At 66.9% G+C, this 13,095-nt stretch carries 15 protein-coding genes; 13 read left to right on the forward strand and 2 right to left on the reverse strand.

Annotated elements, in window-relative coordinates; translation table 11 throughout:
• Positions 1 to 29 precede the first annotated feature (29 nt).
• From AC1RUS_RS02140 to AC1RUS_RS02160, 5 genes are all read left to right on the forward strand, one after another.
• Positions 30 to 317, forward strand: a complete 288-nt coding sequence (locus AC1RUS_RS02140) for a hypothetical protein (protein ID WP_492912546.1) — start codon at positions 30 to 32, stop codon at positions 315 to 317.
• Positions 318 to 442: 125 nt separating this feature from the next.
• A complete protein-coding gene (gene ftsW / locus AC1RUS_RS02145; RefSeq protein ID WP_492912965.1) occupies positions 443 to 1,624 on the forward strand; it encodes a putative lipid II flippase FtsW in 1,182 nt (393 codons plus the stop codon).
• Between the two features lies 1 nt (position 1,625).
• Positions 1,626 to 2,714, forward strand: a complete 1,089-nt coding sequence (gene murG, locus AC1RUS_RS02150) for an undecaprenyldiphospho-muramoylpentapeptide beta-N-acetylglucosaminyltransferase (protein ID WP_492912548.1) — start codon at positions 1,626 to 1,628, stop codon at positions 2,712 to 2,714.
• 68 nt (positions 2,715 to 2,782) lie between these two features.
• Positions 2,783 to 3,175: a hypothetical protein gene (locus AC1RUS_RS02155; protein ID WP_492912550.1), complete on the forward strand. Its 393-nt coding sequence runs from the start codon at positions 2,783 to 2,785 to the stop codon at positions 3,173 to 3,175.
• Positions 3,172 to 3,501: a hypothetical protein gene (locus tag AC1RUS_RS02160; RefSeq protein ID WP_492912552.1), complete on the forward strand. Its 330-nt coding sequence runs from the start codon at positions 3,172 to 3,174 to the stop codon at positions 3,499 to 3,501. The genes AC1RUS_RS02155 and AC1RUS_RS02160 overlap by 4 nt, the downstream gene beginning before the upstream one ends.
• On the opposite strand, the gene AC1RUS_RS02165 is transcribed toward AC1RUS_RS02160, so the two are convergent.
• Complete coding sequence (locus AC1RUS_RS02165) at positions 3,491 to 3,961, reverse strand: hypothetical protein (protein WP_492912554.1); 471 nt, start codon at positions 3,959 to 3,961, stop codon at positions 3,491 to 3,493. The genes AC1RUS_RS02160 and AC1RUS_RS02165 overlap by 11 nt on opposite strands.
• A gap of 49 nt (positions 3,962 to 4,010) precedes the next feature.
• Here AC1RUS_RS02165 and AC1RUS_RS02170 point away from each other — a divergent pair, with 49 nt between their 5' ends.
• Positions 4,011 to 4,727: a hypothetical protein gene (locus AC1RUS_RS02170; RefSeq protein WP_492912556.1), complete on the forward strand. Its 717-nt coding sequence runs from the start codon at positions 4,011 to 4,013 to the stop codon at positions 4,725 to 4,727.
• Between the two features lie 5 nt (positions 4,728 to 4,732).
• A complete protein-coding gene (locus AC1RUS_RS02175; protein WP_492912558.1) occupies positions 4,733 to 5,065 on the forward strand; it encodes a hypothetical protein in 333 nt (110 codons plus the stop codon).
• A gap of 11 nt (positions 5,066 to 5,076) precedes the next feature.
• Here AC1RUS_RS02175 and AC1RUS_RS02180 read toward each other — a convergent pair whose 3' ends face one another.
• Positions 5,077 to 5,598 (reverse strand): hypothetical protein, encoded by a 522-nt coding sequence (locus AC1RUS_RS02180; protein WP_492912560.1) that lies wholly within the window; start codon positions 5,596 to 5,598, stop codon positions 5,077 to 5,079.
• Here AC1RUS_RS02180 and murC point away from each other — a divergent pair.
• From murC to ftsA, 6 genes are all read left to right on the forward strand, one after another.
• Positions 5,597 to 7,015 (forward strand): UDP-N-acetylmuramate--L-alanine ligase, encoded by a 1,419-nt coding sequence (murC, locus tag AC1RUS_RS02185; RefSeq protein ID WP_492912562.1) that lies wholly within the window; start codon positions 5,597 to 5,599, stop codon positions 7,013 to 7,015. The genes AC1RUS_RS02180 and murC overlap by 2 nt on opposite strands.
• Complete coding sequence (gene murB, locus AC1RUS_RS02190) at positions 7,012 to 7,926, forward strand: UDP-N-acetylmuramate dehydrogenase (RefSeq protein ID WP_492912564.1); 915 nt, start codon at positions 7,012 to 7,014, stop codon at positions 7,924 to 7,926. The genes murC and murB overlap by 4 nt, the downstream gene beginning before the upstream one ends.
• A 120-nt stretch (positions 7,927 to 8,046) precedes the next feature.
• On the forward strand, positions 8,047 to 9,447 hold the full coding sequence (locus tag AC1RUS_RS02195) for a M20/M25/M40 family metallo-hydrolase (RefSeq protein WP_492912566.1): 1,401 nt from the start codon (positions 8,047 to 8,049) through the stop codon (positions 9,445 to 9,447).
• Positions 9,448 to 9,665: 218 nt separating this feature from the next.
• The gene (locus AC1RUS_RS02200; protein ID WP_492912568.1) at positions 9,666 to 10,622 is read left to right on the forward strand and encodes a D-alanine--D-alanine ligase; all 957 of its coding nucleotides are present in this window, start codon (positions 9,666 to 9,668) and stop codon (positions 10,620 to 10,622) included.
• Positions 10,591 to 11,502: a cell division protein FtsQ gene (ftsQ, locus tag AC1RUS_RS02205; RefSeq protein WP_492912570.1), complete on the forward strand. Its 912-nt coding sequence runs from the start codon at positions 10,591 to 10,593 to the stop codon at positions 11,500 to 11,502. The genes AC1RUS_RS02200 and ftsQ overlap by 32 nt, the downstream gene beginning before the upstream one ends.
• Positions 11,503 to 11,530: 28 nt before the next feature.
• Positions 11,531 to 12,856 (forward strand): cell division protein FtsA, encoded by a 1,326-nt coding sequence (gene ftsA, locus AC1RUS_RS02210; RefSeq protein ID WP_492912572.1) that lies wholly within the window; start codon positions 11,531 to 11,533, stop codon positions 12,854 to 12,856.
• Positions 12,857 to 13,095: the final 239 nt, after the last annotated feature.

A 13,095-nucleotide genomic window follows, 5' to 3' on the forward strand; every position in this document is an offset into this window, starting at 1 on the left:
GTGTGATGAGCTCTCGCTGGGAGGGTCTCATGCGCACGTTCCGGATCGCCGCCGTCGTCATCGCCCTATGTCTGCCGCCGGTCGCCGTCCAGGCGCAGGCGTCCTCCGCTTCCCCGCCACCGCCCAGGTTCTGCGTCGACGCCGCCGGGCACGCTGCGGAATGCGGCGTCGATCCTTCGAACGTTCTGCGCGAATGCCGGGCGGCGGATCCGTTCGGAAGCTGCCCTGACGATCCCAAGTGCTTCGCGCGAGACGGCCTGAGGGTCCGCTGCCAGCAGCCCGTGACCGTGATCGATAAAGACCGGCGCACACGCTAGAGCCTTATCAGGCAGCGCACCGGCACGGCGATCGTGCTAGATAGTCCGCAGCCTTTCGCCGCATGTCCACCGACGCGCGGCTGCGCTGCAATCCTTGATTAACCTTGCGGTCCGACTCTCCGGCCATGCCCGCCCAGACCACCCACGCCTTCGCCCGGACCGACCGCACCGCGATCGGCATTTGGTGGTGGACCACAGACCGCTGGTTGCTCGGCGCGACCGCGCTCCTGGTGACGCTCGGCGTCCTGCTGTCGTTCGCCTCCAGCCCGGCCGCCGCCCAGCGGATCGGCATCGACGACCAGTTCCATTTTGCCCTGCGTCAGTGCGTGTTTGCGGCCGGGGCGGCGGTGATCGTGCTGTCGGTGTCGATGCTCTCGCCGCGCGGCGTCAGGCGGGCGGCCTTCTTCATCTACATCGCCGCCATCGCGGTGATGATCGCCCTGCCGTTCATCGGCCACAACGCCAAGGGGGCGACCCGCTGGCTTCAGTTCGGCGGCTTCACCCTGCAGCCTTCCGAGTTCATGAAGCCCGCCCTGATCGTGCTGGTCTCGTGGATGTTCGCCGAGGGCCAGAAGGGCGAGGGCGTGCCCGGCGTGTCGATCGCCTTTCTGCTCTATTTCATCGCCGTGGGCCTGCTGCTGATCCAGCCCGACGTCGGCCAGACCGTGCTGATCACCGTCGCCTTCGGCGCGGCCTTCTGGATGGCCGGGGTGCCGATAAGCTGGATCATGGGCCTAGGCGGCGTCGCCCTGGTCGGCCTCGGCTCGACCTACTTCGTCTTCCCGCACGTCCATGCCCGGGTGCAGAAGTTCCTCAGCCCCGACCAGGCTGACACACATCAGATCACCCGCGCCGCCGAGGCCATCCACGCCGGCGGCCTGTTCGGGCGCGGACCGGGCGAGGGGGTCATGAAGCGCCACGTGCCCGACCTGCACACCGACTTCATCTATTCGGTGGCCGCCGAAGAATATGGCCTGATCTTCTCGCTGGCCCTGATCAGCCTGTTCGCCTTCGTGGTGGTGCGAGGCCTCTATCGGGCCATGAAGCTTTCCGACACCTTCGAGCAGGTGGCGGCGGCCGGCTTGTTCGTTCTGGTGGGCCAGCAGGCCATCATCAATGTCGCGGTGAACTTGAACATGATCCCGACCAAGGGCATGACGCTCCCGTTCATCAGCTACGGGGGATCTTCGATGCTGGCCATGGGATTGACGCTGGGCTTGGCCCTGGCGCTGCTGCGCAAGCGTCCGGGCGCCTATGGCCCGTCGGGCGAGTTCATCCATGGCGCTCCGGACGGACCGTTCGCCTGACATGAGCAAGCTTGTCGTTGTCGCCGCCGGGGGAACCGGCGGTCACCTGTTTCCCGCCCAAGCCCTGGCTGACGCTCTGAGCGCCCGCGGCTGGCGCATCGTGCTGGCCACCGACGAGCGCGGCGCGCTCTATGCCGACAAGTTCCCGGCCGAGGAGCGTCTGGCCCTGTCGGCCGCCACCGCCAAGGCCGGCGACCCGATCGGCATGCTCAAGGCCGGCGTCGTCGTCGCCCAGGGCGTGATACAGGCCCGAGCGGCCTTCAAGCGCCTGGACCCGGCCGTCGTGGTCGGCTTCGGCGGCTATCCCGCGCTGCCGGCCCTGCTGGGCGCGCTGAGCCAGAAGCGCCCCACGGTCATCCACGAACAGAACGCCGTGCTGGGTCGGGTGAACCGCTTTCTGGCGCCCCGGGTCAACGAAGTTGCCTGCGCCTTCCCGATCCTGGAAATGGCCACGCCGAAGGTTAAGGCCCGCGCGCACGTCGTCGGCAACCCCGTGCGTCCGCCGGTGCGCGAGCTCTACGACGTGCCCTATCTGGCGCCTGAGGTGCAGCTGCGCGTTCTTGTGACCGGCGGCAGCCAGGGCGCGCGCCTGTTGTCGGAACTGATCCCCGAGGCCATCGCCAAGCTGCCCGAGGAGATGCGCGGCCGCCTGAAGGTCTTCCAGCAGGCCCGCGCCGAGAGCATGGAGCACGCCCGCAAGATCTATCGCAACGCGATGGTCGACTGCGAGGTGGCCCCGTTCTTCCGCGACATGGCCGGTTATCTGCGTCAGTCGCACCTGGTGGTCGGCCGCTCGGGCGCCTCGACCTGCACCGAACTGGCGGTCGCCGGCCGCCCCTCGATCCTGATCCCGCTGAAGATCGCCGCCGACGATCACCAGCGCTTCAACGCCAGACTCCTGGAAGAGGCGGGCGGGGCGGCCGTGTGCCTTGAGGACGAGCTGACTGTGGACGCCATGGCCGGCGCCCTCAACGCCCTGCTGAAGAATCCCGAGCGCCTGGCGCGGATGGCCGACGGCGCGCGCAGCGTGGCCAAGCCGAACGCGGCCGAGGAGCTGGCGGATCTGGTGGAGCGCACGGCAGGGCGTTAGCTCACCTTTTAGTTGCCATTTTGTTCTCATCTCGCTAGGGTGGATTGGCGAGGATGGGAGCGTGGTGAATGCGTCCGCCGTACAACTATGTGAGATGGCCGCACCGGCGACGGGTGATCGGCCCTCGGTTCATTCCCTATCTCGACGCGTCCGGCGAGCGCCTTGAGGCGTCGATCCGTGTGCGGATGGGCGCGCGTGAGTTTTGGATCTTCGATTACGTCGAGGGGTTGGAACACGTCGAAGGTGATGACGACCTGCTGGGCCGGCTCTGGGTCGAGATGGACGGTCTGCGTTGGGCCCACACCGTCCGGGGAAGCGACGAAATTCATCTGTTGCGCATCTGCATGTGGTTCGCTGGCGACTGGCTGATCCGCACCGCCCGCGACGAGGGTCTGACCCTGCTGCCGGACCGCGGGGCGCCGGTGACCGAATGGCCTCAGCTTTTCACGGCCAACCCATGACGGGAGCTGTCGAGGACCTGGTGCTGGGCCCGCGCTTGATATCGTACGGTGAGCCCCGGGAAGAGGATGACGAGACCGACAACGGCTCGGTCTTGATGACCCTGCGCACGCTCGAGTCTGGCGAGGTGATCGGCTGGGCCGACCTCGAACTCGACGGCCAGGCCGTCCGCCTCGAGACGCGCGGCGAGGACGAGCTCCAGGTCACTTACGATCTTATCCATCTCTCCGGCGGATGGCTGATCGAGACGGCCAAGACGCGCGGGCTGACCCTTTTCGCATGGGGGCAGCTGCCAATGGAGACGCCGCTGGACGTGTTCAAACTGTGATCCGATGAGCGACCCCTACGCGCGATTTTCGGAGCATGTCGTCCATTACGAGGATGGCGATGGCGAAGAGCGAGAGATCGCCATCGTCTTCGAGTTCGGCCAAGATCGAGAAGTGGACTTGGGCGACGGCTTGATCCTGATCCGCCGCACGGGTCGCGCGCGCTTCGATCTGTTGGGCCATGCCCACACGGTCCGTGCGGAAGGCGAGGATCAGGTCCAAGTCGTCTATCGTCTGATGATGATCTGCGGCGCGGAGTTGCTGCGCGCTGCGGAGGATGCGGGTTTGCAAGTCTACCAGCACCAGTCCGGCGACGCCCTGCGGTGGCAGGACTTCTTCAGGTAGCGCTTGGCCGGCAGAGCAACGGGGCGCGGGGAAAGGCGCGCGCGTCTCCTCGGGATCGATCTCGAAATTCAGTCGTAAATCAATGCCTTGATCGGATGCCGACGCATCTTGTCCCATGCGTTCGCCGCGCCCGCATCATGGATCCGCGAGAATTGCGGAGAGGACCATGACGTCGGATGAATTCGAATTAGCCTTAGGACGGTTCAGGAGCGACGCGGCCGCCGAGACGCTGCGGCAGGCGCTGCGAGACCTGGAAACCAAGTTCGATCCCAACCAGCCGCGCGCGCCGGTTGGCAGCGCCAACGGCGGGCAATGGGTCGACACCGGGCGTGGGGGCGGGGCGAAACCCCGCAAGCTTCCCAAGACCGGACTGAAGCTCGCGGGGCCCAAGCCCAAGGTGCGGCGACTGGCGGCCCAGGCGGTCCGCTTGCTGGCCACCCATCCCGAGGCCGGCCCGCTCGTGCAGGCGGTGGGGCTGCCCGCCATCGCCGGCGGCGTCGCGCTCACCCGCGCGGTCGGCGACTTCGACAAGCGGACGACGGGACGCGAGAAGACGCCGTTCCTGAAGTTGCCGACGGAGAAGCTGGATCTGACCATCACGGCGAACGGTTCTGGCAAGCGCGCCAAACCATTCAAGGCCGGTGCAACCTATTCATTCAGGTCTTCAACGAAGCAAAAAGAAAAGGAGAGGGAATGTGATGAGTTGGAGGAGTCGGATCTTGTCCAATGCAAGACCTTCGGATCAATGTATGGACGAAGTGCGGCGGATAAGAAACGCATCAAGGCGATATGCTACGCCACAATGAATGAACGCCAGGCGGAATGCCGTAGAGGTGATGGCGTCAATTCCGTGATCACTGATTTGTACACGGGGCGTAGGTGAGGCAAATGACCAGCGAACATTTTTCGAGCCATACAGTCCATTACATGGACGAAGATGGCGTAGAACAGCAAATCCAAATCGACTTTGAATTTTGGCCAGTTGAAAACCAGGATGTAGGCGAAGGGGATGTCTATTCTCTTCACAAGATGAGCGCGCGCTTCGCGTTTTTCGGCGAAGATCACACCGTCAGGGGCTACGGCGATAGTCGGACGCAGGCCGTTCTGCGAGCCGCGAGGCTTATCGGTATCGTGCTCCTCGACGTGACCGATGAGCACGGCGTCGCCGTCTACAAATACGAGCCAGGCGATGTGACCGAACCGCTCGATCTGTTCTCCTGATCCTTAAGCCTTTAAGGCTCCGCCCCCGTCTCGATCAGCGGCCTTCCGATCCCAACCGCCTGTTCGACGCTGGTCGCGACGGGGATCTTGGCGAAGGGCTTCCAGCCGTCGCAGACGACCTTGGCCACGGCGTCGTCGGCGCCGCCGGGCGAGATGGGGGCGGCGGGGCGCTGGTCGCCGGTGACGGGGCCTTCCTTGCCGCCGGCGCGAATGCTGCCGAAACCGGCGTGGGCGATGGCGCGGGCGTCGCAGTCGAGGACCTCGTGACGCCAGCCGCCCCAGAATTCCTCGGCCCCGGCCTTGAAGCCGCCCTCGGTGACTTGCAGCACGCGAAGGCGCGCCGTCCGGCCCGTCCACTGGACGCTGGTCTGGTCGACGAACACCGCGAACCGGCCGACGTCGGCGAGGCGCAGCTCAAGCGGGGCCGGAGTGGGCGCCTTGGTCGGCTCCTGGGCGAGGGCGGGGCTCGCCGACAAAAACACCGCCAAGAGGGCGTTTCGCGTCGTCTTCAAATGGTCTAATCGGCTCTTCATGATCCAGCGTCGACGCCCCGTACCCTTCGAACTCGGCCCCGTGCACTTCATCGGCATCGGCGGCATTGGCATGTCCGGCATCGCCGAGATCATGATCCGTATCGGCTACACCGTTCAGGGCAGCGACGCCAAGTCGAGCGCCAATACCGAGCGGCTGCAGAAGCTGGGCGCGCGGATCTTCATCGGCCACGAGGCGGCCCATGTCGAAGGCGCGTCGGCCATCGTCTATTCGACGGCCGTGAAGGCCGACAATCCCGAGATGGTCGCCGGCCGCGACAAGCGCCTGCCGCTGGTTCGCCGCGCCGAGATGCTGGCCGAGCTGATGCGTCTGCAGTTCTCGGTGGCCGTGGGGGGCACGCACGGCAAGACCACCACCACCTCGATGGTCGCGGCGCTGCTGGACGCCGGCGCGCTGGACCCCACCGTGGTCAACGGCGGCATCATCAACGCCTACGGCACCAACGCCAAGGTGGGTGAGGGCGACTGGATCGTCGTCGAGGCCGACGAGAGCGACGGCAGCTTCCTGAAGCTGAAGTCGACCGTGGCCATCGTCACCAATATCGACGCCGAGCACCTGGACCACTGGGGCGACTTCGAGGCGGTCAAGAAGGGCTTCCGCGACTTCGTCGAGAATATCCCGTTCTACGGCTTCGCCGCAGTCTGCACCGACCATCCGGAAGTCCAGGCCCTGACGTCGCGGATCGAGAACCGCCGTCTGGTCACCTACGGCGTCAACCCCCAAGCCGAGGTGCGCGTCTCCAACATCGAGATGGGCCCCGATGGCAGCAAGTTCGACATCATCGTCTCGCCGCTGGCGGGCGAGCCGGTGCGCTATGACGGCCTGAAGATGCCGATGGCCGGCCACCACAACGTGCTCAACGCCACCGCCGCCGTGGCCGTGGCCCGCGAACTGGGGGTCGACGCCGACGCCATTCGCGCGGGCCTCGCCAGCTTCGGCGGGGTCAAGCGTCGCTTCACCACCACGGGCGTCGCCAACGGCGTTCGCGTGGTCGACGACTACGGCCACCACCCGGTCGAGATCGCCGCCGTGCTGAAGGCCGCTCGGGCCGTGACCGAGGGCAAGGTCATCGCCGTGGTCCAGCCGCACCGCTACACCCGCCTTCGCGACCTGATGACCGAGTTCAGCAGCTGCTTCAACGACGCCGACACTGTGATCGTCGCCGACGTATACACGGCCGGCGAGCAGCCGATCGAGGGCGTCAATCGCGACGCTCTGGTCGAGGGCCTCAAGAAGTTCGGCCACCGCCGCGCCCTGGCGCTGGAGACCCCCACGGCCCTGCCGCGCCTGATCGCCGAGGAAGCCAAGGCCGGCGATCTCGTCGTGCTGCTGGGCGCCGGCGACATCACCACCTGGGCCTATGCGCTGCCGGGTCAGCTGGAAGCGCTCGCGAAGTGAGCTGGAAGGCTTCACTCCCCAACGTCCGCGGCAAGCTGCTGATCGACGAGGCGCTGGCGCCGTTCACCTGGTTCCGCGTCGGTGGTCCGGCCGACGTCGTCTTCTTGCCGGCCGACGAACAGGACCTGGCCGACTTCCTGAGGGCGCTGGATCCGGTCGTCCCGGTGCTGGCCATCGGCGTGGGTTCGAACCTGCTGGTCCGCGACGGCGGCGTCGAGGGCGTGGTCGTTCGGCTGGGCAAGGGTTTCAACGGCGTCGAGCCGTTGGGCGACAATCGTATCAAGGCCGGCTCGGCCGTGCCTGACGCCATCCTGGCGCGCAAGGCGGCGGAAGCCGGCATAGCCGGGCTGGAATTCTACGCCGGCATCCCCGGCACGATCGGAGGCGCGGTGATCATGAACGCCGGGTGCTATGGCTCCGAGACCGTCAATGTCGTGCGGTCGGTGCGGGTCATGGACCGGGCCGGGCAGGTGCGTGAGCTCGGCGTCGAGGACCTTCACTACACCTACCGCCACAGCGCCTTGCAGGACGGCGAGACCGTGATCGTGCTGGACGCGATCTACGAAGGGACCGCTGACGATCCGGCCGCGATCAAGGCCCGGATGTCCGAGATCACCTCGCGACGCGAGACCACCCAGCCGATCCGCGAAAAGACCGGCGGCTCGACCTTCAAGAATCCGCCTGGCCACTCCTCGTGGAAGCTGGTCGACGAGGCCGGCTGGCGGGGCAAGCTGTTTGGCGGGGCGATGTTCTCGCCGCTGCATTCGAACTTCCTGATCAACACCGGCGAGGCGACGGCGGCCGACTTGGAAGGGCTGGGCGATACGGTGCGCGCCGACGTGCTGGCTAAGACCGGGGTGCAGCTGGACTGGGAAATCAAGCGGATCGGGCGAAGCGCCCGAGCCAGATAGATGCTCCCCCAAAAGGGGGAGGATCTGCTTTTCCCGCCTCCGGCATAGTTCAGCGCGTTGCTGCCTTTTCCTGGCAAGCGTCGGTGCTATGACTGGCGAAACCTGGGAGAATCTTCGCGCATGTTCCGTTCGCTGCTGACCGCCGCCGCCGTTTCCGCCCTGTTGGCGGGGACCGCTCACGCTCAAGACGTCAAGACGGCCGAAGCGCTGCGCGACAAGGCCCTGCGCGACTATCTGGCCTGGGACATCACCGAGGACCTGACCACCAATATCGGCCCGCGCCTGGTGGGCTCGCCGGCCATGGAGCGCGCCAAGGACTGGGGCGCGGCCAAGTTCAAGGCGCTGGGCTTCACCAACATCAAGGTCGAGCAATTCGCCAAGCCGTCCTGGACGCGCGGTGAGGAGAGCGCCGAGCTGATCGCGCCCTATCCGTTGAAGCTGGGCATCGTCGGTCTGGGTCGCACCGTGCCGACGCCGCCCGAAGGCATCGAGGCCGACGTCGCCCTGTTCAAGACCTACGCCGACCTGATCGCCGCTCCTGAAGGCGCGGTGAAGGGCAAGATCGTCGTCATCACCCAGCCGATGGTGAAGGCCCAGGACGGCGCCGGTTACGGCGTGGCGGGAATCTCGCGCCGGGCCGGTCCGACCGAGGCCGCCAAGCGCGGCGCCCTGGCCGTGCTGATCCGCTCGATCTCGACCTCGGACTCCACCGTGCCCCACACCGGCGTCACCGCCTTCGGCGAGGGCGTGGCCACCATCCCGTCGGCCGCCATCGGCGTTCCGGAGGCCGAGCAGCTGGAGCGCCTGGCCGCCAAGCACACCCTGCGCATCAAGCTGAAGCTGGCCTCGACCGTCGATCCCCAGGACGTGGCCTGGAACATCTCGGGCGAGATCAAGGGCTTGGAGAAGCCGGACGAAGTGATCGTCATCGGCGGCCACCTCGACAGCTGGGACGTCGGCACCGGCGCCTTGGACGACGCCACGGGCGTGGCCATCACCACGGCCGCCGCCAAGCTGATCGGCGACCTGCCCAAGCATCCCAAGCGCACCATCCGCGTGGTGATGTTCGGCTCGGAAGAGAGCGGCGGTTCGTCTGAAGCCTATCTGGAAGCCCACAAGACCGAGGTCGCCAAGATCGTGCTGGCCGGCGAAAGCGACACCGGCGCCGACCGCATCTACTCGCTGAAACTACCGGCCGGCGGCGGCGCCCACCCGCTAATGAAGACGGCCGCCGGCGTGCTGGCCCCGCTAAAGATCTATGTGAACCAGGCCCCGGCCGCCCACGGCGGCGCCGACATCTCGGGCCTGGAGCAGGCCGGCGTGCCGTCCATCGAGCTGGAGCAGGACGCCACCCGCTACTTCGACTACCACCACACCGCCGATGATACGCTGAACAAGGTGCGTCCGGACGAGCTGGCGCAGAACGTCGCGGCATGGGCCAGCTTCATCTATCTGGTGGCCGACAGCGACATCGACTTCCGCGCGCTGAAGGCGGCGGCTCCGACGGCGGCGTCGCACTGACGGCCAGCGCTGGACGCCCCCTCCGTCACGCTGCGTATTCGCAGCGCGCCACCTCCCCCGTTTTACGGTGAGGAGGATCTTCTCCTCCCATGCGAAGCGGGGGAGGTGGATCGGCGCGAATACGCGACGAGACGGAGGGGGCGTCACGGCGGTTGGCATAGTCGCGCTCGCTGACTAGGAGTGGCGTCTACCTTTCCGCGCTTCGTCGAGCTCCCCGCATGACCCTCCCTCTCTCCGGCCGCCACATCGCCATCCTGCTGGGCGGACCCTCCTCGGAGCGCGACGTCAGCCTGGTCTCGGGCCGTGAGTGCGGCGACGCGCTGGAGCGGCTGGGAGCCAAGGTCACCCGCGTCGATCCGGGCCGCGACGTCGCCCAGGTGCTGACCCAGGTGAACCCCGACCTCGTCTTCAACGCCCTGCACGGCGAGTGGGGCGAGGACGGCTGCGTCCAGGGCGTGCTTGAGACCCTCAAGATCGGCTACACCCACTCCGGCGTGCTGCCCTCGGCCCTGGCGATGGACAAGGCCAAGGCGAAAGCCGTGCTGGCGGCCGCTGGCGTAAAAGTTCCAGGCGGCGGCCTCTACAACCGACACGATGTCGCGCGTGACCATGTGATGCAGCCACCCTACGTGGTGAAGCCCAATGCGGAGGGATCTTCGGTTGGGGTGTTCATCATCTTGGAGGGCGCGAACCGTCCGCCGGTGGAATTGTCAGCGCCGTCATGGACTTACGGCGAGGAAGTCATGGTCGAGCCCTATGTGCGGGGGCTCGAGCTGGCCGTCGCGGTGATGGGTGAGTCAAAAGGTCCCAGGGCGCTGGCGGTAACCGATATTCGTGCGTCCACAGGTTTCTATGACTACGAAGCCAAGTACTCCGAGGGCGGTTCCATCCATGTCTTGCCGGCCCCAATCCCTGATAGCGTAAGGGATAGAGCCATGCGGATGGCCGAGCTGGCCCACACAGCTCTTGGTTGCCAGGGCGTAACCCGTTCGGACTTCCGTTATGACGACATTAACGACCTTCTGGTCCTTCTAGAGGTCAACACGCAGCCCGGCATGACACCGACTTCGCTCGTTCCCGAGCAAGCCGACCACGTTGGGATTTCGTTTGATCAACTAGTGCTCTGGATCGTGGAGGACGCTTATGCCCGCTGTAGTGCGGGGGGGATCGCCTAAGCCTAGGCGCCCTCGGGCCGAAGCGCCCGCAAGTCCGAATAAGGCTCGTTCGGCTGCGCCCAAGGGCGCGCAGCCGGCCGCAAAGCTGCACGCCGCGAAGGGCGTGGGTCTCTCGCCCGCGTTCGCGCTCGGCGTCGCCGGCGCGGCTCTCGGCCTCGGGCTTGTGGTGATGCTCGCGACCGGCCATCGGGCCGAGCGCCTCGTCATGGCTGGACGCCATGGCGTGGGCAGCCAGTTCGCGTCGGCCGGCTTCAAGCTCAAGACCGTGCACATCCAGGGCGCATCGGGTCCGGCCCAGGCCGACATCATGCGCGCTTCGGGCCTTTACCTCGATCAACCCACCCTGGGCCTCAGCCTGGCCGAGATCCGCCAGCGCGTCGAAGCGGTGGGCTGGGTCAAGGAGGCCAAGGTCGTGCGCCTGCTGCCCGACACCGTGGTCATCGCCGTCAAGGAACGGCCCGCGCTCGCCGTCTGGCAGAGCGGCGGCCGCATGCGCGTCATCGACGGCGAAGGCCGGGTGATCTCCGAGGCCGACGCCTCGCGTTTCCCGCAGCTGCCGCTGGTGGTGGGGCAGGGCGCCGATCAGGCCGCCGGCGCCATCCTCCCGGCTGTCGCCGCGCGTCCGCGTCTGCGCGACCGGCTCGAGGCCATGGTCCGCGTCGACGATCGCCGCTGGGATCTGCGCCTGAAGGACGGCTCGCTGATCCAGCTACCGGCGATCGACGAAGAATCCGCCTTGATTCAGCTAGATCAGTTGGACCAACGGCAACGAATCCTGGATTTGGGTTTCGCACGTATCGATCTGCGCGACCCTGAAATGGTGGCCATAAGACCTCGCGACGCGGCTCTGCCTGGGCAGACCGTGGCGGGCGGGGCGTGAACGTGATGGTTTTGAGGTGACGATAGCGATGTCGCGTTTGGAAGATCGGAAACAGGCCCGGGACGGCTTGAAGGCGACGCTCGTGCGTCAGCCCGCCGTCGCCGCTGTCGATCTTGGCGCGTCCAAGGTCACGTGCTTCATCATGAAGGCGGACGGGATCCACCGCGACAACCGCACCCTGACCACGGCCGGCGTCGGTTATGTGCAGTCGCGCGGCGTGCGCGGCGGCGCGATCGTCAATCTGGACGAGGCCGCCCAAGCCATCGCCCAGGCCGTGGAGCGCGCCGAGACCGTGGCGGGAGTCAACGTTCAGGGCGTGTCGGTCTGCACCGCTGGCGGCCAGCTGGCGTCGCACCGCGTCCATACGCAAGTTTCGCTCGGCGCCCGTCCGATCGCCGACGGCGACCTTTCGCGGGCCATCGCCTCGGCCCTGGCTCAAGTTCGCATTCCCGGCCGCAAGCCGATCCACCTTTTGCCCATCGCCTGGTCGGTGGACGGGCAGAAGGGCATCCGTGATCCGCGCGCCATGTTCGGCCGCGCGCTGGGCCTCGAATTGCTGGTGGTTTCGGTCAACGAGAACATCTTCCACACCCTGGCTCACTGCGTTGAACGGGCGCACCTCAGCTTTGAGGGCGTTGTCGCCGCGCCGTTCGCCTCGGCCCTGGCGGCCCTGGAAGAGGACGAGATGGACCTGGGCGCCGTCTGCATCGACATGGGCGGCGGCTCGACCTCGGTGGCGGTGTTCAACAACGGCGCACTCTGCCATGTCGACAGCCTGGCCGTCGGCGGCGGGCACGTGACGCAGGACATCGCGCGCGGCCTGCAGACCTCGGTCGCCGGCGCAGAGCGCATCAAGACCCTGCATGGCAGCGCCATCGCCTCGGCCAACGAAGACCGCGAGATGATCGAAGCCCCGCCGCGCGGCGACGATCCGGGCGCCGGTCCGGTGATCGCGCCCCGGTCCTTGCTCAAGGGCATCATCCAGCCGCGCGTCGAAGAGACCCTGGAACTGCTGCGCGAGCGCTTGAAGGCCTCGGGCGCGCCGGTCGAGCCGGGCGCGGGCATCGTCCTGACCGGCGGCGCCAGCCAGCTGGCCGGCGTGCGCGAAGTCGCCGTGCGGGTGTTCGACCGTCCTGTGCGCCTCGGTCGTCCGCGCCGGGTGCCGCATCTGGCGGACGCCGCCTCGGGTCCAGCCTTCTGCGCCGCCGCCGGCGTCCTGCACCGCACGGCCTTCGGTCCGCGCGAAGTGGTGTCGCCCAAGGCCCTGGCCGGCGCGGCCCTGCGCAAGCGTCCGATCGACCCGAACGCTTCGCCGATGGCCAAGGCCGCCGCCTGGTTGCGCGACAACCTTTAACGTTCGCGGTTAACGGTCACGCTCAAAAACGCGTGGTCAAGCTGTCCGACGACCCCAGAATTCGCCCCAGCGTCGTTCCGTCGCATCAAGTATCCATGATGCGCGGAACCCTTGGACTCCCAAGCGATTCTGTTGATGGAGCGCGATTTATGCTCCGGCAGCGCTCGACCTGCCCCCGACTCATATTATGCAGTTAACCGCCGATTAACGATGGTGGTTGTTCTGTTAACCCGATCGTC

The sequence above is a fragment of the Caulobacter sp. GW821-FHT10F06 genome, from assembly GCF_058809215.1.